The organism is Flavobacterium sp. UBA7663 (assembly GCF_002483315.1).
Classification (GTDB): domain Bacteria; phylum Bacteroidota; class Bacteroidia; order Flavobacteriales; family Flavobacteriaceae; genus Flavobacterium.
The window spans coordinates 1-26,570 of record NZ_DLHR01000024.1 but is presented as its reverse complement, the minus strand read 5'-3'; the positions used below and the strand labels follow the sequence as shown (position 1 = coordinate 26,570).

General features: G+C 32.7%; 25 protein-coding genes. 22 read left to right on the top strand and 3 right to left on the bottom strand.

Features of this window, described 5'->3' with window-relative positions:
• Positions 1 to 36 precede the first annotated feature (36 nt).
• From B2741_RS10600 to proC, 8 genes are all read left to right on the top strand, one after another.
• Complete coding sequence (locus tag B2741_RS10600; RefSeq protein WP_291138665.1) at positions 37 to 1,215, top strand: AIR synthase related protein; 1,179 nt, start codon at positions 37 to 39, stop codon at positions 1,213 to 1,215.
• Positions 1,216 to 1,287: 72 nt separating this feature from the next.
• Positions 1,288 to 2,820 carry a glutamine-hydrolyzing GMP synthase gene (guaA, locus tag B2741_RS10595; RefSeq protein ID WP_291138663.1) on the top strand — a complete coding sequence of 511 codons (1,533 nt, stop codon included), beginning with the start codon at positions 1,288 to 1,290 and terminating at the stop codon, positions 2,818 to 2,820.
• Between the two features lie 113 nt (positions 2,821 to 2,933).
• The gene (locus B2741_RS10590) at positions 2,934 to 4,820 is read left to right on the top strand and encodes a LysM peptidoglycan-binding domain-containing protein (RefSeq protein WP_291138660.1); all 1,887 of its coding nucleotides are present in this window, start codon (positions 2,934 to 2,936) and stop codon (positions 4,818 to 4,820) included.
• Positions 4,820 to 5,224 (top strand): OsmC family protein, encoded by a 405-nt coding sequence (locus B2741_RS10585; RefSeq protein WP_291138658.1) that lies wholly within the window; start codon positions 4,820 to 4,822, stop codon positions 5,222 to 5,224. The genes B2741_RS10590 and B2741_RS10585 overlap by 1 nt, the downstream gene beginning before the upstream one ends.
• 96 nt (positions 5,225 to 5,320) lie before the next feature.
• Positions 5,321 to 5,551, top strand: a complete 231-nt coding sequence (locus tag B2741_RS10580) for a DUF3820 family protein (RefSeq protein WP_133607617.1) — start codon at positions 5,321 to 5,323, stop codon at positions 5,549 to 5,551.
• 128 nt (positions 5,552 to 5,679) lie between these two features.
• Complete coding sequence (locus tag B2741_RS10575; RefSeq protein ID WP_291138656.1) at positions 5,680 to 7,293, top strand: CTP synthase; 1,614 nt, start codon at positions 5,680 to 5,682, stop codon at positions 7,291 to 7,293.
• A 36-nt stretch (positions 7,294 to 7,329) separates the two neighbouring features.
• Positions 7,330 to 9,222 carry a membrane protein insertase YidC gene (gene yidC, locus B2741_RS10570; RefSeq protein WP_291138654.1) on the top strand — a complete coding sequence of 631 codons (1,893 nt, stop codon included), beginning with the start codon at positions 7,330 to 7,332 and terminating at the stop codon, positions 9,220 to 9,222.
• Between the two features lie 57 nt (positions 9,223 to 9,279).
• A complete protein-coding gene (gene proC, locus B2741_RS10565) occupies positions 9,280 to 10,080 on the top strand; it encodes a pyrroline-5-carboxylate reductase (RefSeq protein WP_291138652.1) in 801 nt (266 codons plus the stop codon).
• A gap of 60 nt (positions 10,081 to 10,140) precedes the next feature.
• Here proC and B2741_RS10560 read toward each other — a convergent pair whose 3' ends face one another.
• Positions 10,141 to 11,070 carry a fasciclin domain-containing protein gene (locus B2741_RS10560; protein WP_291138650.1) on the bottom strand — a complete coding sequence of 310 codons (930 nt, stop codon included), beginning with the start codon at positions 11,068 to 11,070 and terminating at the stop codon, positions 10,141 to 10,143.
• 184 nt (positions 11,071 to 11,254) lie between these two features.
• Between B2741_RS10560 and B2741_RS10555 the strand changes: the two genes are divergently transcribed.
• The 6 genes from B2741_RS10555 (at position 11,255) to B2741_RS10530 (ending at position 16,901) form a co-directional block, all read left to right on the top strand.
• A complete protein-coding gene (locus tag B2741_RS10555; protein ID WP_291138648.1) occupies positions 11,255 to 12,019 on the top strand; it encodes a toxin-antitoxin system YwqK family antitoxin in 765 nt (254 codons plus the stop codon).
• Positions 12,020 to 13,207: a tRNA 2-thiouridine(34) synthase MnmA gene (gene mnmA / locus B2741_RS10550; protein WP_291138646.1), complete on the top strand. Its 1,188-nt coding sequence runs from the start codon at positions 12,020 to 12,022 to the stop codon at positions 13,205 to 13,207.
• Positions 13,208 to 13,262: 55 nt separating this feature from the next.
• Entirely contained in the window at positions 13,263 to 14,207 is a 945-nt protein-coding gene (locus tag B2741_RS10545) for an NAD(P)H-dependent flavin oxidoreductase (protein WP_133607596.1), read from the top strand.
• Positions 14,208 to 14,219: 12 nt separating this feature from the next.
• Positions 14,220 to 14,648: a hypothetical protein gene (locus tag B2741_RS10540; protein ID WP_291138644.1), complete on the top strand. Its 429-nt coding sequence runs from the start codon at positions 14,220 to 14,222 to the stop codon at positions 14,646 to 14,648.
• 112 nt (positions 14,649 to 14,760) lie between these two features.
• Positions 14,761 to 16,371 carry an alkaline phosphatase PafA gene (pafA, locus tag B2741_RS10535; RefSeq protein WP_291138641.1) on the top strand — a complete coding sequence of 537 codons (1,611 nt, stop codon included), beginning with the start codon at positions 14,761 to 14,763 and terminating at the stop codon, positions 16,369 to 16,371.
• A gap of 8 nt (positions 16,372 to 16,379) precedes the next feature.
• Complete coding sequence (locus B2741_RS10530) at positions 16,380 to 16,901, top strand: hypothetical protein (protein WP_291138639.1); 522 nt, start codon at positions 16,380 to 16,382, stop codon at positions 16,899 to 16,901.
• Between the two features lie 50 nt (positions 16,902 to 16,951).
• Here B2741_RS10530 and lysA read toward each other — a convergent pair whose 3' ends face one another.
• Entirely contained in the window at positions 16,952 to 18,157 is a 1,206-nt protein-coding gene (gene lysA / locus B2741_RS10525; RefSeq protein ID WP_291138637.1) for a diaminopimelate decarboxylase, read from the bottom strand.
• A gap of 236 nt (positions 18,158 to 18,393) precedes the next feature.
• Between lysA and sucC the strand changes: the two genes are divergently transcribed.
• The 5 genes from sucC (at position 18,394) to priA (ending at position 24,649) form a co-directional block, all read left to right on the top strand.
• Positions 18,394 to 19,587: an ADP-forming succinate--CoA ligase subunit beta gene (sucC, locus tag B2741_RS10520; RefSeq protein WP_291138635.1), complete on the top strand. Its 1,194-nt coding sequence runs from the start codon at positions 18,394 to 18,396 to the stop codon at positions 19,585 to 19,587.
• Positions 19,588 to 19,710: 123 nt separating this feature from the next.
• Positions 19,711 to 20,568 carry a carboxylating nicotinate-nucleotide diphosphorylase gene (gene nadC, locus B2741_RS10515; RefSeq protein ID WP_291138633.1) on the top strand — a complete coding sequence of 286 codons (858 nt, stop codon included), beginning with the start codon at positions 19,711 to 19,713 and terminating at the stop codon, positions 20,566 to 20,568.
• Positions 20,569 to 20,571: 3 nt separating this feature from the next.
• Positions 20,572 to 21,495, top strand: coding sequence for a YihY/virulence factor BrkB family protein (locus tag B2741_RS10510; protein ID WP_291138631.1), 924 nt, complete (start codon positions 20,572 to 20,574; stop codon positions 21,493 to 21,495).
• Positions 21,496 to 21,516: 21 nt separating this feature from the next.
• Entirely contained in the window at positions 21,517 to 22,080 is a 564-nt protein-coding gene (locus tag B2741_RS10505) for a chalcone isomerase family protein (protein ID WP_291138629.1), read from the top strand.
• Positions 22,081 to 22,198: 118 nt separating this feature from the next.
• Positions 22,199 to 24,649 (top strand): replication restart helicase PriA, encoded by a 2,451-nt coding sequence (gene priA / locus B2741_RS10500; protein ID WP_291138627.1) that lies wholly within the window; start codon positions 22,199 to 22,201, stop codon positions 24,647 to 24,649.
• On the opposite strand, the gene B2741_RS10495 is transcribed toward priA, so the two are convergent.
• Entirely contained in the window at positions 24,646 to 25,341 is a 696-nt protein-coding gene (locus B2741_RS10495) for a LytR/AlgR family response regulator transcription factor (protein ID WP_026726604.1), read from the bottom strand. The genes priA and B2741_RS10495 overlap by 4 nt on opposite strands.
• 150 nt (positions 25,342 to 25,491) lie before the next feature.
• Between B2741_RS10495 and rpsF the strand changes: the two genes are divergently transcribed.
• From rpsF to rplI, 3 genes are all read left to right on the top strand, one after another.
• A complete protein-coding gene (gene rpsF, locus B2741_RS10490) occupies positions 25,492 to 25,833 on the top strand; it encodes a 30S ribosomal protein S6 (protein ID WP_008253663.1) in 342 nt (113 codons plus the stop codon).
• 2 nt (positions 25,834 to 25,835) lie between these two features.
• Positions 25,836 to 26,132 (top strand): 30S ribosomal protein S18, encoded by a 297-nt coding sequence (gene rpsR / locus B2741_RS10485; protein WP_008253655.1) that lies wholly within the window; start codon positions 25,836 to 25,838, stop codon positions 26,130 to 26,132.
• Positions 26,133 to 26,192: 60 nt separating this feature from the next.
• On the top strand, positions 26,193 to 26,570 hold a 378-nt coding region (rplI, locus tag B2741_RS10480; protein WP_291138625.1), incomplete at its 3' end, for a 50S ribosomal protein L9.

Sequence of the window (26,570 nt, the reverse complement as noted above, 5' to 3'; positions counted from 1 at the left end):
ACTATCTTTGCGCCACAACAACAACACACTACATTCATGAGTTCTGATACGAGCAAACGCTACAATTTAAGAGGAGTTTCCGCTTCTAAAGAAGATGTGCACCAAGCTATCAAAAACATCGACAAAGGCTTATTTCCACAAGCATTTTGTAAAATTATCCCAGATTATTTAACAAACGACGACCAATATTGCATCATTATGCATGCTGATGGAGCAGGAACAAAATCTTCCTTAGCTTATATGTATTGGAAAGAAACAGGTGATATTTCCGTTTGGAAAGGAATTGCTCAAGATGCCTTAATCATGAATATTGATGATTTATTATGTGTTGGAGCAACCGATAATATTTTACTTTCATCAACTATCGGAAGAAACAAAAATCTAATTCCAGGCGAAGTTATTTCAGCTATTATCAACGGAACAGAAGAATTAATTTCTGATTTAAAAAATCACGGAGTTACTATTCATTCAACTGGTGGAGAAACTGCTGATGTAGGCGATTTAGTTCGTACGATTATCGTAGATTCAACCGTAACAGCTCGCATGAAACGTGCTGATGTAATTGATAATGCAAACATTCAAGCAGGTGATGTAATTGTAGGATTGGCTTCATTTGGTCAAGCTACTTACGAAAAGGAATACAATGGCGGAATGGGAAGTAACGGTTTAACTTCAGCTCGTCATGATGTTTTTGCGAAATATTTGGCTGAAAAATATCCTGAAAGTTTTGATGCATCAGTTCCAAATGAACTAGTGTATTCAGGTCAAACCAAATTGACAGATACTGTTGAAAATAGTCCAATAGACGCTGGTAAATTAGTGCTTTCTCCAACGAGAACATACGCTCCAGTGATCAAAAAGATATTATCAAAATACAATTCAAATCAAATTCATGGAATGGTTCACTGCAGTGGTGGTGCACAAACTAAAGTGCTTCACTTCGTAGAAAACGTTCATGTGATTAAAGATAATTTATTTCCTGTACCACCATTATTTAAACTGATTCAAGAAAATTCTAAAACGGATTGGAAAGAAATGTACCAAGTATTCAATTGTGGTCACAGAATGGAAGTATACGTTCCTGCCGAAGTAGCACAAGACATTATCGAAATTTCAAAATCATTTCACATCGACGCACAAATCGTAGGAAGAGTTGAAAAATCAGATAGCAAGAAATTAACAATTACATCCGAATACGGAAAATTTGAATATTAATCTGTAGAGACAAGTCATGACTTGTCTTTCTGTTTTTAATGAAATTAAAATTTACAACACAACAACAATAAAATGCAACACAACGTATTAATTTTAGATTTCGGTTCGCAATACACCCAATTAATTGCCCGAAGAGTAAGAGAATTAAACATTTTCTGCGAGATTTTTCCATTCGATAAAATTCCAGCAGATTTATCATCATATAAAGCGGTAATCTTAGGAGGAAGTCCATGTTCGGTTCGTTCTGAAGAAGCGCTTCACCCAGATTTATCTCAAATTAGAGGTAAAATGCCTTTATTGGCAGTTTGTTACGGAGCACAATATTTAGCCCATTTTTCAGGTGGAGAAGTAGCCGCTTCAAATACAAGAGAATACGGTAGAGCTAATCTTTCATACATCAAAGAAAACGAAGTGTTTTTAGAAGGTGTTTCAGAAAACAGTCAAGTTTGGATGAGTCATTCGGATTCAATCAAAAAATTACCAACTAATGGGGTAATGATTGCTAGCACAAAAGACGTAGAAAACGCAGCATATAAAATTGAAGGAGAAACTACTTATGCCATTCAATTTCACCCAGAAGTATACCATTCAACAGATGGAAAACAAATGTTGGAAAACTTCTTAGTGAAAATTGCGCAAGTACCTCAAACCTTTACGCCAAACGCTTTCGTAGAGGAAGTGGTTGCAGAAATGAAAGCTAAAATTGGAAACGATAAAGTAGTTTTAGGACTTTCGGGTGGTGTAGATTCAACAGTAGCGGCGGTTTTATTGAACAAAGCTATTGGTGAAAACTTATATTGTATTTTCGTAAACAACGGATTATTACGTAAAAACGAATTCCAAAATGTATTAGACCAATACAAAGGAATGGGTTTAAACGTAAAAGGAGTTGATGCTTCGGCACGCTTTTTGGACGCGTTAGCTGGGTTAGATGATCCAGAAGCAAAACGTAAAGCCATTGGAAAAGCGTTCATTGAAGTTTTTGATGATGAAGCACACCAATTAACCGATGTTAAATGGTTAGGTCAAGGTACAATTTATCCCGATGTTATCGAATCTGTTTCAGCAACAGGCGGACCTTCAGCAACGATTAAATCGCATCATAATGTAGGCGGATTGCCTGATTTTATGAAATTGCAAGTGGTAGAGCCTTTACGAATGTTATTTAAAGATGAGGTTCGTAGAGTAGGAAGAAGTTTAGGAATTGACGAAGAATTATTGGGACGTCATCCATTCCCAGGACCAGGATTAGCAATTCGTATTTTAGGAGATATTACCCCAGAAAAAGTAGCTATTTTGCAAGAAGTAGATGCGGTTTTCATTAACGGATTAAAAGAACACGGATTATACGATAAAGTATGGCAAGCAGGAGCAATCTTGTTACCTGTAAATAGTGTAGGAGTAATGGGTGATGAGCGCACATACGAAAAAGTAGTTGCGCTACGTGCAGTAGAATCGACTGACGGAATGACAGCAGATTGGGTACATTTACCTTATGAATTCTTAATGAAGATTTCGAATGAAATTATAAATAACGTTAGAGGTGTAAATAGAGTGGTATATGACATCAGTTCGAAACCGCCTGCAACAATTGAATGGGAATAAAATAAATTTTTCAAATTCAACATATAAATTTCAATAGCAATTATTTTTATTCTATTTTTACGATACAAATTGCTATTGAAATTTTTGTTTAGTATTGTTTTTAAATTATGATTATGATAAAAAGAGTTGTTTTTCTTTTCAGTTTAATTTTTCTTTTTGCGTTACCACTTCAGTCTCAGATTAAACATGTGGTAGCCAAAGGAGAAACCGTTTTTCAAATCGCAAAAAAATATGAGGTTACGCCTTTTGATATTTACCGATTAAACCCAGATGCGAAAAATGGCGTTCAAGAAAATACTACTTTATTAATTCCAAAAGGAACCACGGGAAAAGCCATTACGCATGTGGTAGGTGAAAAAGAAACCCTTTTCGGAATTGCTAAAAAATACAACATTTCGGTTTCTGATTTAGAAAATTGGAACAAAGTTTCTTTGCAAAATGGTTTGAAGAAAGGACAAGAAATTTTTGTTTCAAAACCTGCTGCTGTTGATTTAAAATCAGTAGCTACGCCTTTTGTAACAAAACCTAAAGCTGTTTCAAATGCGACAACTCACTTAGTGGAAGCAAAAGAAACAAAATATGGTATTTCTACAAGATACGGATTAACGGTTACCGAATTAGAACAATTAAATCCACAAATTGTAGGCGGATTAAATGTTGGGCAAACTTTAGTTTTGAAACCAGGAGTTCAGGTTAAAAAACCTTCGAATGTAACTTTGGTTGAATATGAAGTACAACCTAAAGAAACGCTTTATAGCCTGTCAAAAAAATTCGATATTGCGCAAGGTGATTTAATTACACTAAATCCAGATTTGCAAGATGGTTTAAAAATCGGAATGCTTTTAAAAGTACCTTCAAACGGAACTGTTATTACAAAAGCAAAAGATTCTGTTTTAGTAGCTAAAAACAAAATAAATTTATTAGCTACGGTTGATAAATCGAAACAAAGAAACATGGTTTTGTTGTTGCCTTTCAATATCAATAAAATTGAAACAGATTCACTTAAAACCAAAGCCGAACACTTAAAAACTAATAAGTTCTTAAACCTTACTTTAGATTTTTATGCAGGAGCACAAATGGCTATTGATTCAGCTAAAGTATTAGGTTTGCCTGTAAATGTTAAGGTTTATGATGTAGAGAGCTCTAAATATTCTTCTAACGTAGCGTCTATTATTTCTAAAAATGATTTTGAAAATGTAGATGCAGTTGTTGGGCCTTTTCAAAACTCAATTGTTGAAACAACGGCACAATTACTAACAAAATATAATACTCCGGTAATTTCACCACTTTCTAAAGAGCGTGGATTACCATTACCAAATTTATATTACACTGTTCCTTCTGAAGATCTTTTACGTGCTTCTATGTTTGATTATTTCAAATCGAAAAATGGAAATGTGGTAGCTATAATTAGTGCAAAAAAAACGACTTCTAAAGATTTTATAACAGCAAATCATCCTGAAGTTAAACATGCTTTGTTTAATGATAAAGGTGTTTTAGATGTGGCACTTTTAAAAACGCAATTGGTTAAAGGACAAAAGAATTTTGTGCTTATGGAAATCGAAAAAGCAAGTACGATTATTAGTATTACCAATATTCTGAAAGGATTGCAAAAAGAATACGATATTCAATTGGCAGTTTTTGAATTGTATGATGCGTTGAATTTTGAGGAAATTCCGATGAAGAATCTAACCGATTTAAAAATGTTATTTCCATCGGTCACTAAAGTAGCAGAAACACCAGAAGAAAAGATTTTTGAAAAACAATTCAAGAAAATCAACAATATTTATCCAAACGCTGCAGCTAAAAAAGGTTTTGATGTTACGTTTGATGCGATGTTGCGTATTTGCCAACCAGAAGGTTTTGTAAAATCAGCAGCAACTACTAAAACTGAATACATTGAAAACGCATTTGATTACAATTCTAGTAACGGATTAATTTCAAATAACGCGACATATTTATTGTACTATGACAGCGATTTAACGATTAAACAAGCACAATAATGGCAACTTCAAAAGTGACCTATTTAGGTGATTTACGCACCTCTTCTATACATTTACAATCAGGTTCGGAAATTATTTCGGATGCACCACTTGATAACAACGGAAAAGGAGAAGCTTTTTCTCCAACCGACACTGTTGCTAACGGATTAGCTAGTTGCATGTTTACCGTTATGGGAATCAAAGCACGCGATTTAGAAGTAGATTTCTCAGGTTCCACCGCAGAAGTAACCAAAATCATGGGAACAGAACCAAGAAGAATTACAGAAATTCATGTAACCTTTAATTTCTCCATCAATCCCGACGAAAAAACAAAAACCATCTTAGAAAGAACGGGAATGACTTGTCCAGTTTTTTATAGTTTACATCCAGAAATTAAAAAGGAGATTGTTTTTAATTGGAAGTAGTAAATAGATAAAAGAACAAAGATGAAAGAGAAAAGAATATAGATAGTTTTAAAAAGTCTTTCTTCTTTTCTCTTTTTTCTAACCTCTATAACAAAAATGACCAACCAAGAACTTCTCGTAAAACTCGCACACACAAAAATGCCTTTTGGTAAATACGAAGGCTATTACTTAATCGACCTTCCGGAGTATTATGTGGTTTGGTATGCTAATAAAGGTTTCCCAAAAGGACAATTAGGCGAACAATTAAAATTGGTACACGAACTCAAGCTAAACGGCTTAGAAGAACTCGTTCGAAACATCCGCAGAAACTTTCCAAAACAAAAATAAATTGTTTACAATTTAATTACAAAATTGATACATCGACTAATTGGCACATTGACTAATTAGTGTTATCTTTGCACGATTTTATTATAGATAAAAGATTTTTATCGCAACAACAACACAACAACAATACAATGAACCAAACTAAGTACATTTTTGTTACCGGAGGTGTGACTTCTTCTTTAGGGAAAGGAATCATCGCAGCTTCGTTAGCCAAATTATTGCAAGCCAGAGGATACCGAACGACCATTCAAAAGTTTGATCCATACATCAACGTGGATCCAGGAACATTAAATCCTTACGAACACGGAGAATGTTATGTAACAGACGATGGAGCAGAAACGGATTTAGATTTAGGTCACTATGAGCGTTTTTTAAATGTTCCTACTTCTCAAGCGAACAACGTAACTACAGGAAGAGTGTATCTTTCAGTTATTGAAAAAGAGCGTAGAGGAGAATTTTTAGGAAAAACGGTTCAGGTAGTGCCTCATATCACAAACGAAATCAAGGAACGCATGCAGTTGCTTGGAAAATCGGGTGATTTTGATATTGTAATTACTGAGATTGGTGGAACTGTTGGAGATATTGAATCATTGCCTTACATCGAGTCAGTACGTCAATTGATTTGGGAATTAGGTGAAAATAACGGAATCGTAATTCATTTAACGTTAGTGCCTTATTTGGCTGCTGCCGGAGAATTAAAAACGAAACCAACACAACATTCGGTGAAAACTTTAATGGAAAGCGGAATCAAAGCTGATATTTTAGTGTGTAGAACTGAACATGAAATTTCGCAAGATTTACGTCAGAAATTAGCGTTATTTTGTAATGTGAAAAAAGAAGCGGTAATTCAATCTATCGATGCGTCTACTATTTATGAAGTTCCAAATTTAATGTTGGAAGAAGGATTGGATAAAGTAGCCTTAAAAAAATTAGATTTACCAGAAAAAAATACACCAGATTTAACCAACTGGAACGAGTTCTTATTTAGATTGAAAAATCCAAAGCACGAAGTAAACATTGGTTTGGTTGGAAAATATGTAGAATTGCAAGATTCTTACAAATCGATTTTAGAAGCGTTTATTCATGCTGGAGCGGCAAATGAGACAAAAGTAAATGTTATTTCTATTCATTCTGAGTATTTAGATGCCAATTCGGCAGAAAGTCAGTTGAAAGATTTAGATGGTATACTTGTTGCACCAGGTTTTGGCGGTCGTGGAATTGAAGGTAAAATCGACACGGTTCGTTACGCAAGAGAAAATGATATTCCGTTTTTCGGAATTTGTTTGGGAATGCAAATGGCTGTAATTGAATATTCTCGTAACGTTTTAGGTTACGCCGATGCCAATTCAACCGAAATGAATGAAAATACAACTCATCCTGTTATTAATTTAATGGAAGAGCAAAAAAATATTGAAAACAAAGGAGGAACCATGCGTTTAGGTGCATGGAAATGTAGCATAAAAGAAAACACGTTGGCACAAAAAATCTATGGTAAAACTGAGATTATGGAGCGCCACCGTCACCGTTACGAATTCAATGGTGCGTATTTAAACGAATTAGAAAAAGCAGGATTAGTAGCTTCTGGAGTAAATCCAGATACGAAGTTGGTAGAAATTGTTGAAATTCCTACACATCCGTTCTTTATCGGCGTTCAATACCATCCTGAATATAAAAGTACAGTCGCTAATCCACACCCACTTTTTGTGAGTTTTGTAGCTGCAGCTGTACAACATAAAACTAAATAAACTGTTCAATTAAGAACACTGAACACTAATAAGTAGATGGAAGAAAAAAAATTAGACCTTAATTCGATTATCGGATTTGTATTGATTTCTGGAATTTTAATTTGGATGTTATATTCAAATGCTCCAACACCAGAAGAACAAAAGGAAAAAGAGAAAAAAGAGCAATTAGACAAACAAGCTAAAGAAGTTAAAACTGTAACTTCAACGGTTGCAGCAGTGCCAGTAGTAGATTCTACTAAAAGTGAAGCAGCGCAAGCACAATTAGGTTCGTTTGGATATTCTGCAACACTTCCATCAGCTACAGATGCTGTTACTGAAATCAAAAATGAAGTTTTATCACTTAAAATTTCTAATAAAGGAGGTTATATTACAGAAGCAACAGTTTTAGGATTTGATCAATTTGAGAAAAATTCGAAAAAAGCGGTTCAAATCATTAAAGATAAAAACGCTTCTTTAGACATTGCTTTAAATACAACTGATAACAGAACGTTGCATACAAAAGACATGTATTTTGAGCCTAAGTTAACTACTGAAGGTAAAAATCAAGTTTTAACGTTGCAATTAAAAGCAGGTCCAGATCAGTTTTTAGAATATCGTTATGTATTAAAACCTAACGAATACATGTTAGATTTTGCTATTCGTTCTCAAGGATTAGAAAAAGTAGTGAATACTTCTAAACCATTAGATTTAGAATGGCAATTAAAATCATACAGAAACGAAAATAGTGTTTCTTATGAAAACCGTTATACTGAGCTAGTATTTGAATATGAAGACGGAAAAGACGATTATTTAAATGCAGCAAAAGATTCTGAAGACGAAGCAAATGACGTTTCTTACATCGCTTTCAAGCAACATTTATTTACTTCTATTTTATTGACTGATACGAAATTCAAAACAGCTAAGTTCAAATCAGATAATTTAGTAGATGATGAAGAAATTGATACTGTTTTTACTAAAAATTTCACGGCTCAAGTTCCTTTAGAATTTAAAAATGGTGCATTAAACTATAATATGAATTGGTATTATGGTCCAGCGAAATACGAAATCTTAAATGGTTACGAGAAAAATTTAGACGAAATCTTACCATTAGGTTGGGGAATTTTCGGATGGATTAACCGTTATATTTTTATTCCTGTTTTCGGATTAATTTCAGCTTTAGGTGTTGGTTACGGAATTGCGATTGTATTGTTTACGATTTTAGTTCGTATTGTAATGTCGCCAGTAACATACAAGTCTTATTTGTCACAAGCAAAAATGAAGGTTTTACGTCCTGAAATTACAGAATTGAATGAAAAATTCAAGGACAATCCTATGAAGAAACAACAAGAAACTATGAAGTTGTATTCTAAAGCTGGTGTAAATCCTATGGCAGGATGTTTACCAGCCTTGATGCAAATGCCGATTTTCTATGCGTTGTTTCAGTTCTTCCCATCGATGTTCGATTTAAGACAAAAATCTTTCCTTTGGGCAGATGATTTATCTTCATTTGATGCGATTTACTATTTTCCAAATGGTTTTAGTATTCCTTTTTATGGAAATCACGTGAGTTTATTCCCAATTTTAGCTTCTATTGCCATTTTCTTTTACATGAAAATGACAACTGGTGACCAAGCGATGAGTACACCACCACAAGAAGGTATGCCAGATATGGGTAAAATCATGAAAATTATGATTTATATTTCGCCAGTAATGATGTTATTCTTCTTTAATAATTATGCATCTGGTTTGAGCTTGTATTACTTCATCTCTAACTTAATTACTATCGGAATTATGTTGGTTATTAAGAATTACATCGTGAAAGAAGATAAAATTCACGCTCAAATTCAAGAGAATAAAACAAAAGAGAAAAAGGAAAGTAAATTCCAAAGAAAAATGCGCGAAATGATGGAGCAAGCAGAAGCTCAAAAAGCCGCACAAAAGAAAAAATAATTTTATCTTAATACAAACCCTGTCTGCAAACGACAGGGTTTCTTTTTTATACTAGTAATGAAAATAGCGATTATCGGATTTGGTAATATGGGGCAAACCTATGCCAACAGTTTTATGAGCTCTGGATTTGTAGGAGCTTCAGATATTTTAATTTTGAACAAAGTAGCAGTTGAAGAAAAGAATAGTTTCGGAATTGATGCAACAAATTTTTATACAGAACCCAATTCTCAAATCTTCGAATCGGATATTTTGATTTTGGCAGTAAAACCTCAAGATTTCAAACAATTAGCTTCTGAGATAAAAGCTTTCTTAAATCCAGAACACGTTATTTTGTCAGTAATGGCGGGGATTTCAATTGAAGCTATGCAAAAGGAATTAAATGTTACTAAAATTGTTCGCTCAATGCCAAATATTCCAACACAAATTGGTGAGGGAATGACCGTTTTTTGTGCTTCAAATTCTGTTGATAGAAAAGAACTTTTTATTGTTCAGAATTTAATCAATACAACAGGAAAATCGATTTATATTGAAAGAGAAGAAATGCTAAACGCTGCTACAGCCGTTTCAGGAAGTGGACCAGCTTATGTGTTTTATTTTATGCAAGCCATGATTGAATCGGCTGTTAAATTAGGTTTTTCTCCGTCGGAAGCTGAGTTTTTGGTAAGTCAAACATTTTCAGGTTCAGTTCAATTGCAAAATAGGAGTAAATTATCAAATGAAGATTGGATTCAACGCGTGGCTTCAAAAGGCGGAACTACAGAAGCAGCTTTGTCTGTTTTCAATCAAAAAGAACTTCAAGAAATTGTAATAGAAGGAATAGAAGCCGCAAATACAAGAGCTATAGAATTAGGATCATAAAAAAACGCTTTCCATTGGAAAGCGTTTTTTGTTCATAACAATTTTATTTATAGAAACGAATTAATTTAGATTTGGTAGTAAAACTTTGTTTACAGCATGTATTACTCCATTTGAAGCTTGTACATCTGTTGCAACAATATCTGTAGTTCTACTTTGTTCATCAGTAATTACTGTTCCAGAAATTGTAAAAGTTCCTGTCTCAAAAGTAGTTATTGGACCTGATGGAATTGCATTAGATAAAACATTAGCACCAGTTACAACATGGTAAGTTAATACAGCTGTTTTTTGTGTAGATGTTAATCCACTATATAAATTTAAAGTAGCGGTATCAAATGCACTATTTAATGGAGCAAAAACAGTAAAAGGAGAGCTAGCTGTTCCATCTAAAGTCCCAACTAATCCTTGTTCAGTTAATAATGTAGCCAATGTGCTAAAATTTGGATTTGCAGTAGCGTGTGTTACAATTGTAGGTAAACCAATAACAGCATCAACAACATGAATAACCCCATTGTTGGCAATTATATCAGCTGTTGTTACACTAGATACTCCATTTAATCTGACTCCTGATTCTACGTTGATAAACATACTTAAAGTATTAGATGATGAAGCACTACCTGTCGCTAAAGTTTTAACATAACCAGTGGTTAATCCTGTAGATAAATTTGTTCCATTTACCACATGATTTAATAAGATTTGTGTTAATGTTGGAAGCGGAACATCATCTAAAGATTCAAATCCATTGGCATCTAAAAAATCTAAGAATGCATCATTTGTTGGGGCAAAAACGGTATACGAACCTGCTTGGTCAAGAGTTTCTGCTAAATCTGCACGACTTAATGCATCAACAAGAATTGAAAGGTTAGGATTTCCTGATGCGATATCAGTAATTGAATTGTTCTGAGGTGTACTATCATCATCAGAACATGAAAACATTAACGTAGAACTTACTACTAATAATGTTAATTTGATTAATTTTGCATAGTTTTTCATAGTGTTTTATTTTTTGTTTAATCAAAATTAAAAAAGATTAAACAAATAAAAAACTATTTTACTGCGTTATGTAGCAGATTTAACTCACATTTATTTTTTGTTTAATCAGTATTTGGTCTAATATTTGATTTTTCAATATTTAATGTGTGATTACTAATTAATAAATTAAACAACATTTAATATAATGAAACAGTTTTTTGTGCTTTTTTTAATTTTTATTTCAATTTTAGGCTTTAGTCAAGATAAAATCAATCAATTAGACGACAAAGGTAATCGACATGGTTTGTGGAGAGGTACGCATAAAGAGTCGAATCGTATTCGTTATGAAGGAACTTTTAATCATGGAAAGGAAACAGGTGTTTTTAAATATTTTGATGATACAAAAGCTGGAACTGTAATTGCAACTCGAGATTTTTCTAAAGATGATGGTTCTTGTTATGCTAATTTTTATGATCAAAAAGGGAATAAAGTAAGTGAAGGAAAATTAGTAAATAAACTTCCTGAAGGCGAATGGAAATACTATCATTTCGAATCAAAACAATTAATGTCACAAGAATATTATAAATCTGGAAAACTTGATGGTGTTAGAAAAGTATACTACAAAGACGGAACTATCGCTGAAGAAACCAATTACAAATTAGGTATTAAAGTAGGAGTCTCAAAAACATATTCTGAAAAAGGTCAATTATTAGAGTCTCTTACATACAAAAATGGACAATATGATGGTGTTGCTTCTTATTATGATGGAATGGGTAATAAAATGTATGAAGGAAATTATGTAAACGGAAAACGTGTAGGAACCTGGAAGTTTTTTGAAAAAAATAAAGTTATAAAGCAAGTAAAAGCTCCTAAATTTGGACAAGAATTAATTAAATACGAGCAAAGAAATGCCAAAGAAGCATCTAAAACGTTAGAACAATTAAAACAAGAAAAAGGAGGACAAGAATAAATGAAAAGAGTTGTAGTAGGACTTTCGGGTGGAGTAGATTCGAGTGTTGCCGCATATTTATTAAAAGAACAAGGATATGAAGTTATCGGGTTATTCATGAAGAATTGGCACGATGATTCTGTAACTATTTCCAATGAATGTCCATGGTTAGAAGATAGTAATGATGCTTTGCTAGTAGCTGAAAAACTAGGAATTCCTTTTCAAACGGTAGATTTATCTGAACAATACAAAGAGAAAATTGTTGATTATATGTTTAACGAATACGAAAAAGGAAGAACTCCAAATCCTGACGTATTGTGTAACAGAGAAATCAAATTCGATGTTTTTATGAAAATTGCTATGTCTTTAGGTGCAGATTATGTCGCAACAGGACATTATTGCCGTAAAGGAACTATTGAAAATGATGGAAAAGAAGTTTACCAATTATTAGCTGGTAAAGATGGTAATAAAGATCAATCGTATTTTTTATGTCAATTATCACAAGAGCAACTTTCGAAAGCGTTATTTCCTATTGGCGAATTAACAAAACCAGAAGTTCGTGAAATTGCCTCAAAATTAGATTTAATTACTGCCGAAAAGAAAGATTCTCAAGGACTTTGTTTTATCGGAAAAGTGCGCTTGCCCGAATTTTTACAACAAAAATTGCAACCAAAAGAAGGTGTAATTATTGAAATTCCAGTTGAAGCTGAAATATATCATCAAGAAAAACCACAATTCAATTCGGAAGAAGAAGCTTTTGCTTTTGAAGCTAGACGAATTGATTATCTAAAAGTACCAGGAAAAGTAATGGGTAAACACCAAGGCGCTCATTATTTCACAAAAGGACAACGTAAAGGTTTAAATGTAGGAGGAACCAAAGAACCTCTTTTTATTATTGAAACCGATGTAGAAAAGAATATTGTATACACGGGTCAAGGCAATCAACATCCCGGATTATTTAAAAAAGCATTGTTTATTGCAAATGGTGAAGTACATTGGATAAGAGAAGATTTAGCTTTGAAAGATGGTGAAAAAATGGAAGTAATGGCAAGAATTCGTTACCGTCAACCTTTACAAAAAGCAACTTTACATCAATTTAAAGACGGAATGTACGTGGTCTTTGAAAATCCACAGTCTGCAATTACCGAAGGTCAGTTTGTTGCTTGGCATTTGAATGATGAAATTTTAGGAAGTGGTGTTATTGCTTAATCATTGGAAATCCGAACAAAAAAAGTAAATTGCAATAAAATAAAGCATTTTTAAAATGAATAAAATTACCCAACTCTTCAACATAAAATACCCAATTATTCAAGGTGGAATGATTTGGAACAGTGGTTATAAACTAGCAAGTGCCGTAAGTAACGCTGGTGGATTAGGATTAATTGGTGCTGGTTCTATGTATCCAGAAGTGTTAAGAGAACACATTCAAAAATGTAAAAAGGCCACAGATAAACCTTTTGGAGTAAATGTTCCAATGTTATATCCAAACATTGAAGAAATCATGCAAATCTTGAAAGAAGAAGGCGTTAAAATCGTCTTTACTTCGGCAGGAAATCCAAAAACTTGGACGCCGTTTTTAAAAGAAAATGGCATAACTGTTGTACATGTTGTTAGTAGTTCTAAATTCGCTTTAAAAGCACAAGAAGCTGGTGTAGATGCTGTAGTTGCTGAAGGTTTTGAAGCTGGTGGACACAACGGAAGAGAAGAAACCACAACCTTAACCTTAATTCCAATGGTGCGCGAGCAAATTTCAATTCCATTAATTGCTGCTGGAGGAATCGCAACAGGAAGAGGAATGTTAGCTGCTATGACTTTAGGTGCAGATGGCGTTCAAATGGGAAGTCGTTTTGCTGCTTCAACTGAAAGTTCTGCACATGATGAATTCAAAAGAACAATTGTGGAAACAGGAGAAGGCGATACACAATTAACATTAAAAGAATTGGCTCCAGTTCGACTTATCAAAAATAAATTCTATAACGATGTTCAGGAATTGTATGCTAAATGTCCATCAAAAGAAGATTTAGAAGCATTATTAGGAAAAAGAAGAGCAAAAAGAGGTATGTTTGAAGGCGATTTAGTTGAAGGCGAATTAGAAATTGGTCAAATTGCCGGATTAATTCACGATATTTTACCTGTTGAAACTATTGTTGATAATATCATAACGGAATTTAACGCTGCTAGAAAAGAGGTAACTACCTTTGAATTTTAATATAACAAAGAAATGAAGAGTTTAAAATACATACTATTGTTTTTGTTTTTTGCATCGGTTACTACTTATGCTCAAAAATTTAATTTCAAAACTTCTGGATATATGGTAAGCCAGAAAGACAAAAAAGGAAATTGGAGCGATTGGTCAAAATTACAAAAATCAGAGATGACGGTGCTTTTGGATATGGAAAGTCACCGAATTGTAGTTTATTCAGAAGTACTTCAGTTATTTTCTATCATGAAATATGGAAACCAAGAAACTATTGGAGACGACGATGTAGTAAAATTTAATTGTGTGGATAATAACGGACTAGAATGTGTTTTAACTATTTACACCAGAAAGAAACAGGGAGGCAGAAACCAATTGTATATTACATATGAAGATATGATTATTGCTTATAATATGACAGTACTTGAAGATAAGTCTACAAAGAAGAAATAAATTATAATCATAATTAAAATGACTTTTTATTGAATGCAATAGAAAGTCATTTTTTTATTTATTAACATTCCATTTACATCAAAAACGTACTTTTGTATAAAATAGTTTTAAAATGAAAAAAGCCTTAGCCGTATCAGCATTACTTGTTTCTTCGCTACTTTCAGCACAAGACAAACCAAAATTAGTAGTAGGAATCGTAGTAGACCAAATGAAAATGGAATACTTATACCGTTTTTCAAGCGATTTTTCCGAAAATGGTTTCAAACGATTAATGAATCAAGGCTATACGTTTCATAACATGCACTATAACTTTATGCCAACATATACAGCTCCTGGTCATGCTTCAGTTTATACTGGAACAACACCAGCGGTTCACGGAATTGTAGGCAACGAATGGTTCAATAAAGCTACTGGAAAAGAAATGTATTGTACAGATGACGAAACGGTTTCAACTATTGGAGATGATTCTAAAAAAGAAGGAAAAATGTCGCCAAGAAACTTGCAAAGTTCTACCATTACTGACGAATTGAAGCTTTCAACTAATTTCAAAGGAAAAGTAATTGGAATGAGTATTAAAGATAGAGGAGCAATTTTGCCTGCTGGACATTTTGCCGATTGGGCTTTTTGGTACAGCAAAACCGGAGCTTTTATTTCGAGTACGTATTACGGAGATAAACTTCCAGATTGGGCAACGCAATTCAATGCTGAGAAAAATTATTTGAAATACGTAACTAAAGGTTGGGATTTATTAAAACCAAAAGAAACTTACAACGAAAGCTTAACCGATAACAATCCATACGAAGGAAAATTGTATAAAAAAGCGCCGTTTATGCCTTACAACTTGCAAGATATGTATGATGCAAACGATGCTGGAATTCTACGTTCAACACCTTATGGAAATAATTTATTAGCCGATTTTGCTAAAAAAGCAATTGAAAGCGAAAATTTAGGAAAAGACAATATTACCGATTTTCTAGCAGTAAGTTTCTCTTCAACCGATTATATTGGACACGTTTTAGGTCCTCGTTCTATTGAATTACAAGACACTTATTTGCGTTTGGACGAAACTATTGCTGATTTCTTAGCTTACTTAGATAAAACCGTTGGAAAAGGGAATTACTTAGTTTTCTTAACAGCAGATCACGCTGGAGCGGAAAACGTAACGTATTTAAAAGACAACAAGTACAAAGTAGATAACATCAATTATAAAAACATTCAAAAAGAGTTGAAGGAATTTTCAGAAACTACTTTTGGAGAAAATTTAGTGTTAGATTATTCGAATTATAACGTGTTTTTTGATAAAGTAAAAGTAAAATCAAAAGGTTTGAATTTACAAGAAGTAAAACAAACCTTTAAAGATTATTTGCACAAACAAGATTATATCAAACGTGTTTACACCGAAGAAGAAATCACCAACGGAAATCCAAGTGATTACTATTTAGACTACATCACAAAAGGGTATGACCCAACACAAAACGGGGAACTTATCATGATTTTCAAACCAGGTTATGTAGAATATTCTTCAACTGGAACCACTCATGGTTCGCCTTTTTCTTATGACACACACGTTCCGTTAATTTTCTTTGGTTGGAAAATCAAAAAAGGAGCAACCCATGACAGAAAAGAAATCACACAAATTGCACCAACAGTTACTCAAATGCTAAAAATAACTATGCCAAATAGTTCAGATGGTAAAGTATTGTCGGAGGTTTTAGATAAGTAAATTTATTTATGAATAATTTTATTAGACTTCTATTTTCATCGTTTTTGTCATTTTTATTTATTGGATGTGAAAATTCAAATAATAACATTTTAGATTCTGATTTAGAGAAAGAGTTTAGGACAGCTATTGCTAATACAAATGCTGAAGAATTTAAATATTTAGACGATGGCTTAGTTCCGCAAGAAAACTTTTTTATAAATTCAAAACTAAAATTTTTAAAAATTAGATTTAATCCAGAAGCAGGTTTTTCAGAAAGAAGAGTTTATTTTGATTTAAAGACTGATTCGATTGAAAAAATAGTTTTGAGAAAAGTACAAGCTGATTGGGATAGTTTTAAAGATGGAGATTATCATAAATTTAATGATTCTATTTTTGTTGTTTATCCTAAAATGAAAAAAACAGATGTTTATTTTGATAATAAAAAGGTGAAATCACTCAATTCAAAAGCTATTTTATTAAAAGAAGAAAAGTTCATCTACAGATTAAAGAAATTTACAGAAAGTCAGTATAATAAAAAAGCATCAAACTAAAATTTGATGCTTTTTTTATCTGTGTTAATTTGCGAAATCTGTGTCAATAATTAAACCTCAATCATAACTTGATTTCTCAAAATATCATCAAACGTTTCGCGTTCTCTGATTAAGTGACCTTTTTCGTCTTTCCAAAGTACTTCAGCTGGTTTTAGTCGTGAGTTGTAGTTAGATGCCATTGAAAAGCAATAAGCACCCGCATTTCGGAAACATAAAATATCACCTTCGTGAATTTCTGTAATTCTTCGGTTGCTCGCAAAAGTGTCGGTTTCACAGATATAACCTACTACCGAGTAATAGCGTTCTTTTCCTTTAGGATTAGAAATATTTTCAATATGATGTTGCGCTCCATATAGCATTGGACGAATCAAATGATTGAATCCCGAATCAATTCCTGCAAAAACGGTTGAAGTGGTTTGTTTTACAACGTTTACTTTCGCTAAGAAATAACCAGCTTCGCTTACCAAGAATTTTCCAGGCTCAAAAGCTAAAGTTAATGGACGACCGTATTCTTTTTCAAAAGCTAAAAAGCGTTTGGTTAATTTTCTTCCAAATTCTTCTACATTGGTTTCAATATCACCTTTTTTGTAAGGAACTTTAAATCCACTTCCAAAATCGATAAAATCTAATGCTGGAAAATTTTTAGCCGTTTCGAATAAGATTTCGGCTGCATATAAAAATACTTCTACATCTAAAATATCAGAACCCGTATGCATGTGAATTCCGTTGATATGCATTTTTGTATTTTCAATAATTCTCAAAATATGAGGTAATTGATGAATCGAAATCCCAAATTTACTATCAATATGTCCTACTGAAATATTCGCATTTCCTCCCGCCATCACATGTGGATTTATTCGAATACAAACTGGAACATTCGGATGTTTTGTGCCAAATTGCTCCAAAATCGATAAATTATCAATGTTGATTTGAACTCCTAATTGCGCTACTTCTTCAATTTCTTCCATCGAAACGCCATTTGGAGTATAAATAATGTCTTTTGGGTCAACACCAGCATGTAATCCCAATTGCACTTCTTGTAAAGAAACTGTATCTAATCCAGAACCTAAATTTTTTAAGTATTTCAAAACAGAAACATTCGATAAAGCTTTAACGGCATAGTGTACCTTAAAACGTTCTACTTTGCTAAATGCATTTTGTAATCGATTGTATTGGAAGGCTATTTTTTCCGCATCATATACATATAACGGACTCCCAAATTCTGTTGCTAATTGTTGTAATACTTCTGGTTTCATTATTATTTTATTTAGTGCAAAAGTATATCAATAATTAAGTATTACAATTTTTACAACAATTATTAACAAAAAATAACAAAATGTTTTATTTATAACTTTTATATGTTTTTAAAATTACGCTTTTTATAAGAATATGTATATCAAATTCCCAAATTAAACGAAAAAAAGTTAGTCCATTAAAAATTACTTTGCTATTTTTGTGGCACTTTTTTAAACAAGATAAACGCATAACAATTATGAACATACACGAATATCAGGGTAAAGAAATCCTAGCTAGTTATGGAGTACGTGTTCAACGTGGTATTGTTGCAAACAATCCAGTTGAGGCGGTAGCTGCAGCAAAACAATTAACTACAGAAACAGGTACAAGTTGGTACGTAGTAAAAGCACAAATCCATGCTGGAGGTAGAGGAAAAGGTGGAGGAGTTAAGTTAGCTAAAAACTTAGACCAAGTAACTGAAATTTCTGAGCAAATCATCGGAATGCAGTTAATTACACCACAAACTCCACCAGAAGGAAAAACAGTTCACAAAGTTTTAATTGCTGAAGACGTTTATTATCCTGGTGAAAGCGAAACTTCTGAATTCTACGTTTCTGTTTTATTAAACAGAGCTACAGGTCGTAACATGATTATGTATTCTACTGAAGGTGGAATGGATATCGAAGAAGTTGCTGAGCATACTCCACATTTAATTTTTACAGAAGAAATTGATCCTTCTGTAGGATTACAAGGTTTCCAAGCTAGAAAAATTGCTTTCAATTTAGGTTTATCTGGTGAGGCTTTCAAAGAAATGGTGAAATTTATCGATGCTTTATACAAAGCGTATATCGGTTCTGATTCTTCAATGTTTGAAATTAACCCTGTATTAAAAACATCTGATAACAAAATCTTAGCAGTTGATGCTAAAGTAAATATCGACGATAACGCTTTATTCAGACAACAAAAGTATGCTGAAATGAGAGACGTTAGAGAAGAAAATCCAATCGAAGTTGAAGCTAAAGAAGTAGGATTAAACTACGTAGATTTAGATGGAACTGTAGGTTGTATGGTAAACGGAGCTGGTTTAGCAATGGCTACCATGGATTTAATTAAGTATGCAGGTTTTGAACCAGCAAACTTCTTAGACGTAGGTGGAACTGCTGACGCGAAACGTGTTGAAACAGCTTTCCGTATTATCTTAAAAGATCCAAACGTAAAAGCTATTTTAATTAACATTTTTGGTGGAATCGTTCGTTGTGACCGTGTTGCTCAAGGTGTTGTAGATGCTTACAAAAACATGGGTGATGCTATTACAGTGCCAATCATCGTTCGTTTACAAGGAACAAACGCAGAAATTGCTAAAGAATTAATCGATAATTCAGGTATGCCAATTTTATCTGCTGTTCAATTCCAAGAAGCAGCTGACCAAGTGAAAGCAGCTTTATCTTAATCGAATTTAAAATTCAATCATAAAGAAACTCTCAGATTTATCTGGGAGTTTTTTGTTTTTTACGGGTTCAATATTTTTTAAACTTCAAAGGATTTCTTACATTAGCCATTCAATTTATATACCATGATTTCAGAAGCGCAATTTCAAAAAGAATTAGAGTTAATTATTAGCAACGCCATTCGTGAAGATGTTGGAGATGGCGATCATAGTTCGTTAGCTTGTATTCCAGTTTCTGCGCAAGGAAAAGCGAAGTTATTAGTTAAAGATGAGGGAATTATTGCTGGAGTAGAATTTGCTAAAATGATTTTTCATTATGTAGATAAAGACATGAAAGTGGAAACGTTTATCAATGATGGTGAAAGAGTAAAATATGGAGATATTGTTTTTCATGTTTCTGGAAGTTCACAATCGATTTTAAAAGCAGAGCGTTTGGTGTTGAATTCAATGCAACGTATGAGTGCTATCGCAACAAAAACCAAAATGTTTGTTGATTTATTAGAAGGGACAAAAACCAAAATTTTAGATACCAGAAAAACCACACCAGGAATTCGTGCCATCGAAAAATGGTCTGTGAAAATTGGTGGAGGTGAAAATCATCGTTTTGCTTTGTATGATATGATTATGTTGAAAGATAATCATAACGATTTTGCTGGTGGAATTCCGCAAGCAATTGCCAAAACAAAACAATATTTAATCGATAATAACAAAGATTTAAAAATCATTGTTGAAGCTAGAAATTTAGACGAAGTACAACAAATATTAGACGCTGGCGGCGTTTATCGAATTCTATTAGATAATTTTGATTACGAAACGACTAAGAAAGCGGTAGTCATGATTGGAAATCAATCACTAACTGAATCTTCTGGAAATATTAATGAAAAAACCATTCGTCATTATGCAGAGTGTGGTGTGAATTATATTTCTTCGGGTGCTTTAACCCATTCGGTTTATAATTTAGATTTAAGTTTAAAAGCAATATAAATTATGTCCGAAGAAATAGAAAATAAACTTAATAAAATTCCTGTTGTAAAGCAATTAGTTGCAATTGCCAAAGCCATAAAGTTAAAATCTTTAGAAGGATTGTCGCTTTATGATATTTTGGAGCTTTATGTTTTAGGAATTTTTAAAGGCGCTTTTTCATATAGAGCGAGTGCTATTGCGTTTAGTTTCTTTATGGCATTATTTCCATTTGCTTTATTTATTTTGAATTTAATTCCGTTTATTCCGTTAGAGAATTTTCAAGCCGATTTTTTAGAGTTTGTAGAAGAAGGTGTTCCGCCTAATACTTATGACGCTATTGAAGCTATTTTGAGAGATATTATGGAAACCAGTCATCAAGGCTTACTTTCGTCAGGTTTTATTTTGTCAATTTTATTGATGACCAATGGTATTAATGCTATTTTGGGCGGATTTGAAATGTCGGCTCACATCACTATTACTAGAGGTTTTTTTAGACAATATTTTATTTCTTTAGCCATTTCTTTAGTGTTGTCGTTGATTTTGTTAATTACTGTAGCAGCCATAGTTATTGCTGAGGTTATGATTCAAAAAATTAATATTCGAGGTTATGTTGCAGATATTTCAGTGATTGAATGGAGTAGGTATGGATTTATACTTTTAATGATTTTAATCACAACTTCTATATTATATAAGTTTGGAGCAAAAGAAACTTCAAGTATTGCATTCATAAGTTATGGTGCGGTTTTTACCACCATTTTAATTGTGCTTTCTTCTTATATTTTTGGAATATATGTAACTAAATTTGCTAAGTATAATGAGTTGTATGGTTCAATTGGTACGCTTCTTGTATTAATGTTTTATATCTGGATAAATTGCATGGTTTTGTTATTAGGATTCGAACTAAATGCAACTATTTCAAAATTGAAAAGAAAAAATTTATATATTTAACAAAACTAAAAAAATCAAATTATGAGAAAACAAGTTATTACATTTTTAATGCTTATTGCAACAACATTTACTGTTAATGCGCAAAAAACAGTTTCAGGAGTTAAAGTTGATGAAAAATTGTCTTTAGAAGGACAAGCTTTAGTTTTAAACGGAGCAGGTACAAGAGAAAAAATGTGGATGGATTTGTATGTTGGTTCTTTATATTTACCAAAAAAGAGTTCAAGTGCAAAAGACATTATGGACAGTAAAGATGCTGCTGCGATAAAACTAAATATCATTTCAGGAATGATTACTTCTGATAAAATGATTTCGGCTATTAACGAAGGTTTTGAGAATTCTACAGGTAAGAAAACAGCACCTTTAAAAGCTAAAATTGATAAATTCAAAGGTTTCTTTAAAGAAGAAATTAAAAAAGGCGATGTTTTTACTATCATCAATGTTCCTAATGAAGGAGTTGTAGTTTACAAAAACGGAGTCAAAAAAGGAGCAATTGAAGGACACGATTTCAAAAAAGCTTTATTCGGAATTTGGTTATGTGATAAACCAGCAGATGATGATTTAAAATCAGGAATGTTAGGGAAATAATTCTAATCATAAAATACAAACAGAAGCGTTCTCAATCGAGGACGCTTTTTTTATTGAAGTATTTATCTTTTTTCTATTCTCTTTTTTCTATTCTCTTTTTTAAAACTATATTTGTTCTATGCTGTATTTTATCGAAGTCGTTTTACCATTAGCAGTTTCTAAAACCTTTACGTATCAGGTTTCGGAAGCAGAATTTCACTACATTCAAATTGGAATGCGAGTGGCGGTTCCGTTTGGTAAAACGAAAATTTATACCGCATTAGTTTTAGATAAGAACAACACACCACCACAATTATACGAAGCCAAAGAAATTCATCAAATTTTAGATGAAAAACCTGTTGTGAATCTTCATCAAATCGAGCATTGGAAATGGATTGCTTCTTATTATATGTGTTCGCTTGGTGAAGTATTTCGTAGTGCATTACCTTCAGGATATATTTTGGAAAGTGAAACGATTATTTCAGCAAAAGAAAATGCGGAATTAGATTCGGATAATTTAAAAGATGATGAATATCTAATTTTAGAAGCCTTAAAAAGTCAATCTTCTATTACGGTTCAAGATGTGATTAAAATTTTGGGTAAGAAAACGGTTTTTCCTATCATAAATCGATTGTTAGCAAAAGGAGCTTTGGTATTGCAAGAAGAAATTTCGGAACAATACAAGCCAAAGTTGATTCGATATATCAAATTACATGATTCTTTTTTGCAACAAGAACAATTAGCCGAATTACTAGAAGTTTTATCCAAAGCCAAGAAACAACGCGAATTGGTTCTACATTATTTCCAATTACAAGCTCGTGAAAAAGCACCGATTTCTGTCAAAAAATTAATCGAAACTTCCGGAAGTTCATCTGCAATAGTAAAATCGTTAGTAAATAAAACGATTTTCGAAGAATATTACATTGCGCAAGATAGAGTTGCATTTGATAAAGAAGAGGATAGTCAATTCACCTTAAGTGAAGCCCAACAAGTAGCTTTTGATAGCATTCAAGAAAATTTCAAAACCTATGATGTGAATTTATTACACGGCGTTACGGCTTCAGGGAAAACCGAAATCTACATCAAACTTTTAGAACAATATATTAAGGATGGAAAGCAGGTTTTGTTTTTATTACCCGAAATTGCGCTTACAACTCAATTGGTACAAAGATTAACAGCTTATTTTGGAAATGAAGTCGCCGTTTTTCATTCAAAATATACAAACAACGAACGAATTGAAGTTTGGAATCAAGTCTTAGAAAATTCTCCAAAAGCGAAAGTGGTTATTGGGGTTCGAAGCGCTCTTTTTCTTCCTTTTTCTAATTTAGGATGTATTATTGTGGATGAAGAACACGAGCAAATTTTCAAACAAAACGATCCAGCGCCAAGATATCATGCGCGCGATGCGGCAATAGTTTTAGCAAAGCAACACGGAGCAAAAGTGGTTTTAGGAAGTGCTACTCCGTCTTTGGAAACCTATTATAACGTACAAACTAATAAATACGGTTTAACCGAATTGAAAGTTCGTTACGGAAATGTGGTGTTGCCCGAAATTCAATTGGTTGATTTAAAGGATAAATATTTCAGAAAGAAAATGTCGGGACATTTTTCAGATGAATTATTGGAAGAAATCACGGAAACATTATCAAAAGGCGAACAAGTTATTTTATTTCAAAACCGCAGAGGATTTTCGCCTTATGTGGAATGCATGACGTGTGGTCATGTGCCGCATTGTCCAAGTTGCGATGTAAGTTTGACGTATTACAAATTCAAAAATCAATTGCGATGTCATTATTGCGGTCATTCGATTGCAAATCCAACGCATTGTCATAGTTGTCAATCGGTTGATGTTACTTCTAAAGGTTTTGGTACCGAACAAATCGAAATGGAATTGAAAACACTTTTTCCAGAGAAAAATATCGGAAGAATGGATCAAGATACGACTCGAGGAAAATTTGGATTTGAAAAAATAATCGATTCTTTCAAAAATAGAGAAATTGATGTTTTGGTAGGAACTCAAATGTTAGCCAAAGGTTTGGATTTTGACAATGTAACTTTAGTTGGAATTTTAAATGCCGATAATTTATTAAACCAACCAAACTTCAGAGCCTACGAAAGAGCGTATCAAATGATGATGCAAGTTTCGGGTAGGGCAGGACGTTCGGAGAAAAAAGGAAAAGTAGTTATTCAGACGTATAATCCGTATCACAATACTATCCAACAAGTTTTGGGTAATGATTATATTGGAATGTATAAGGAACAAATTTACGAACGCCAAAATTTCAAATATCCACCTTTCTTCCGATTAGTGAAACTAACATTAAAACATCGCGATTTTGATAAATTGAAAGAAGGTTCGATGTGGTTCTATAATGTGTTGTCTCAAAATTTGGATATGCCTGTTTTAGGACCAGAAGAACCAGCTATAAATAGAATTCGTAATGAATACATTCGAACAATTATGGTTAAAATTCCGGTTCAGAAACATTTAGGCAATACCAAAAAAAATATTGCGAAAGTGCTCATGAGTTTTGAAGCAGTTCCGCAATATCGTTCTATTAAGGTAAAAGTTGATGTAGACGTTTATTAAGCGTTTTCGATTGCTTTTACAATTTCTTCTTTCTTATTTCGACTCAAAGGAATTTTTGTATTTCCAATTTCAGCAAACTTACTATTGAATTTTTCCACTCTGTCTAAATTGATAATATACGATTTGTGTACTCGAATGAATTTTCCTTCCGGAAGTTCTTTTTCAAAACCTTTCATGGTAGATAATACTAAATGACTTTCATCATCGGTAACCACTTTGATGTAATCGCCATACGCTTCAATCCATTTAATTTTAGAAACATACACTTTTAGTTTCTTTAAATTACTTTTAATTACGATACTTTCTCCATGATCTTCATGGTTTTCGTAGCGTAACGCGTGAAGTTCAGTGGCTTTTTTTACCGCTTTATTGAAACGTTCTTTAGAAATTGGTTTTTGAAGGAAATCAGTTGCTTCATAATCAAAAGCCTTTACAGCGTAATCCGCTTTTGAAGTAATGAATATAATTTGTGGTTTTGTTTTTAGTCCATCTAATAAATCGAATCCGTTAATTAACGGCATCTCAATGTCTAAAAAGATAAGGTCGATAGTATTATTGTTAATGCAATTCTTGGCCTCAAGAGCATTGGCGAAATCTCCTACTAAGTTTAATAATGTTGATTCGTTAACTAATTTTGTGATGGTAATTCTTTGAATAGCACTATCATCTACAACGATACAATTCAACTTCATGGGCATATATTTTTTATAGTTTGTTAAAAGTAGAATAATTATTACAATTACACAAGTTTTTTATATAAAAAATTATAATGTGTTATGCTTGTTATTTTAAATAAAAGTATTATTTTTGCACCCAATTTTATAACAATAAATATAAAGATTATGAATCATTATGAAACTGTTTTCATCTTGAATCCCGTTTTATCTGAACAACAGGTAAAGGAAACAGTAAGCAAGTTTGAAGATTTTCTTACTTCTAAAGGGTCTGAGATGGTATCGAAAGAAGATTGGGGCTTAAAAAAATTAGCTTACGAAATTCAACACAAGAAAAGTGGATTTTACCACTTATTCGAATTCAAAGCGCCAGCTGAAATTATTATTGCATTTGAAACTGAATTCCGTCGTGATGAGCGCGTTATGCGTTTCTTAACTGTGTCTTTAGACAAACATGCAATTTCTTGGGCAGAAAGAAGAAGAGTTAAATTAAAAGCTAAATCAAACTAATCATGTCTACATTAGAGCAATCTGCAAAAGGTAAAAAAGACGGAGATATCAGATATCTTACGCCTTTAAACATAGATACAAACAAAACTAAAAAGTATTGTCGTTTCAAAAAATCAGGTATCAAATATATCGATTATAAAGACGCAGACTTTTTATTGAAATTTGTTAACGAGCAAGGTAAAATTTTACCAAGACGTTTAACAGGTACTTCATTAAAATATCAAAGAAAAGTTTCTGTAGCTGTTAAAAGAGCTCGTCACTTAGCTTTAATGCCATACGTGGCCGATTTATTAAAATAATATCAACTAAGTTGTTGGTTTCCGTTAAGGAACCTAACTTCTAATTAAAAGGACAACAACATGGAACTTATCTTAAAACAAGACGTTCAAAATTTAGGATTTAAAGATGATGTAGTAACTGTGAAAAACGGATACGGACGTAACTTCTTAATTCCTCAAGGTGCTGCTATTTTGGCTACTCCTTCTGCTAAAAAAGTTTTAGCTGAAAACTTAAAGCAAAAAGCACACAAAGAAGCTAAAATTGTTGCAGATGCTAAATCTTTAGCTGAAGCATTAAAAGCTTTAGATATCAAAATTACTGCTAAAGCAGGTGGCGATAAATTGTTTGGTTCTGTTACTAACGCTAATATTGTAGAAGCATTAGAAGCTAACGGTCATTCAATTGATAGAAAATTCGTTACTAGTGGTGTAGTAAAACGTGTAGGTAAATATACTGCA

What these genes read in the sequence shown, in the direction of transcription:
- rpsF (WP_008253663.1), top strand. Translation starts at nt 25,492, where the DNA reads ATGAATCATTATGAAACTGTTTTCATCTTGAATCCCGTTTTATCTGAA.
- B2741_RS10575 (WP_291138656.1), top strand. Translation starts at nt 5,680, where the DNA reads ATGAACCAAACTAAGTACATTTTTGTTACCGGAGGTGTGACTTCTTCT.
- nadC (WP_291138633.1), top strand. Translation starts at nt 19,711, where the DNA reads ATGATTTCAGAAGCGCAATTTCAAAAAGAATTAGAGTTAATTATTAGC.
- B2741_RS10590 (WP_291138660.1), top strand. Translation starts at nt 2,934, where the DNA reads ATGATAAAAAGAGTTGTTTTTCTTTTCAGTTTAATTTTTCTTTTTGCG.
- B2741_RS10555 (WP_291138648.1), top strand. Translation starts at nt 11,255, where the DNA reads ATGAAACAGTTTTTTGTGCTTTTTTTAATTTTTATTTCAATTTTAGGC.
- yidC (WP_291138654.1), top strand. Translation starts at nt 7,330, where the DNA reads ATGGAAGAAAAAAAATTAGACCTTAATTCGATTATCGGATTTGTATTG.
- guaA (WP_291138663.1), top strand. Translation starts at nt 1,288, where the DNA reads ATGCAACACAACGTATTAATTTTAGATTTCGGTTCGCAATACACCCAA.
- pafA (WP_291138641.1), top strand. Translation starts at nt 14,761, where the DNA reads ATGAAAAAAGCCTTAGCCGTATCAGCATTACTTGTTTCTTCGCTACTT.
- B2741_RS10600 (WP_291138665.1), top strand. Translation starts at nt 37, where the DNA reads ATGAGTTCTGATACGAGCAAACGCTACAATTTAAGAGGAGTTTCCGCT.
- proC (WP_291138652.1), top strand. Translation starts at nt 9,280, where the DNA reads ATGAAAATAGCGATTATCGGATTTGGTAATATGGGGCAAACCTATGCC.
- B2741_RS10540 (WP_291138644.1), top strand. Translation starts at nt 14,220, where the DNA reads ATGAAGAGTTTAAAATACATACTATTGTTTTTGTTTTTTGCATCGGTT.
- priA (WP_291138627.1), top strand. Translation starts at nt 22,199, where the DNA reads ATGCTGTATTTTATCGAAGTCGTTTTACCATTAGCAGTTTCTAAAACC.
- B2741_RS10545 (WP_133607596.1), top strand. Translation starts at nt 13,263, where the DNA reads ATGAATAAAATTACCCAACTCTTCAACATAAAATACCCAATTATTCAA.
- B2741_RS10585 (WP_291138658.1), top strand. Translation starts at nt 4,820, where the DNA reads ATGGCAACTTCAAAAGTGACCTATTTAGGTGATTTACGCACCTCTTCT.
- B2741_RS10510 (WP_291138631.1), top strand. Translation starts at nt 20,572, where the DNA reads ATGTCCGAAGAAATAGAAAATAAACTTAATAAAATTCCTGTTGTAAAG.
- B2741_RS10580 (WP_133607617.1), top strand. Translation starts at nt 5,321, where the DNA reads ATGACCAACCAAGAACTTCTCGTAAAACTCGCACACACAAAAATGCCT.
- B2741_RS10505 (WP_291138629.1), top strand. Translation starts at nt 21,517, where the DNA reads ATGAGAAAACAAGTTATTACATTTTTAATGCTTATTGCAACAACATTT.
- sucC (WP_291138635.1), top strand. Translation starts at nt 18,394, where the DNA reads ATGAACATACACGAATATCAGGGTAAAGAAATCCTAGCTAGTTATGGA.
- B2741_RS10560 (WP_291138650.1), bottom strand. Translation starts at nt 11,070, where the DNA reads ATGAAAAACTATGCAAAATTAATCAAATTAACATTATTAGTAGTAAGT.
- rpsR (WP_008253655.1), top strand. Translation starts at nt 25,836, where the DNA reads ATGTCTACATTAGAGCAATCTGCAAAAGGTAAAAAAGACGGAGATATC.
- B2741_RS10495 (WP_026726604.1), bottom strand. Translation starts at nt 25,341, where the DNA reads ATGAAGTTGAATTGTATCGTTGTAGATGATAGTGCTATTCAAAGAATT.
- lysA (WP_291138637.1), bottom strand. Translation starts at nt 18,157, where the DNA reads ATGAAACCAGAAGTATTACAACAATTAGCAACAGAATTTGGGAGTCCG.
- B2741_RS10530 (WP_291138639.1), top strand. Translation starts at nt 16,380, where the DNA reads ATGAATAATTTTATTAGACTTCTATTTTCATCGTTTTTGTCATTTTTA.
- mnmA (WP_291138646.1), top strand. Translation starts at nt 12,020, where the DNA reads ATGAAAAGAGTTGTAGTAGGACTTTCGGGTGGAGTAGATTCGAGTGTT.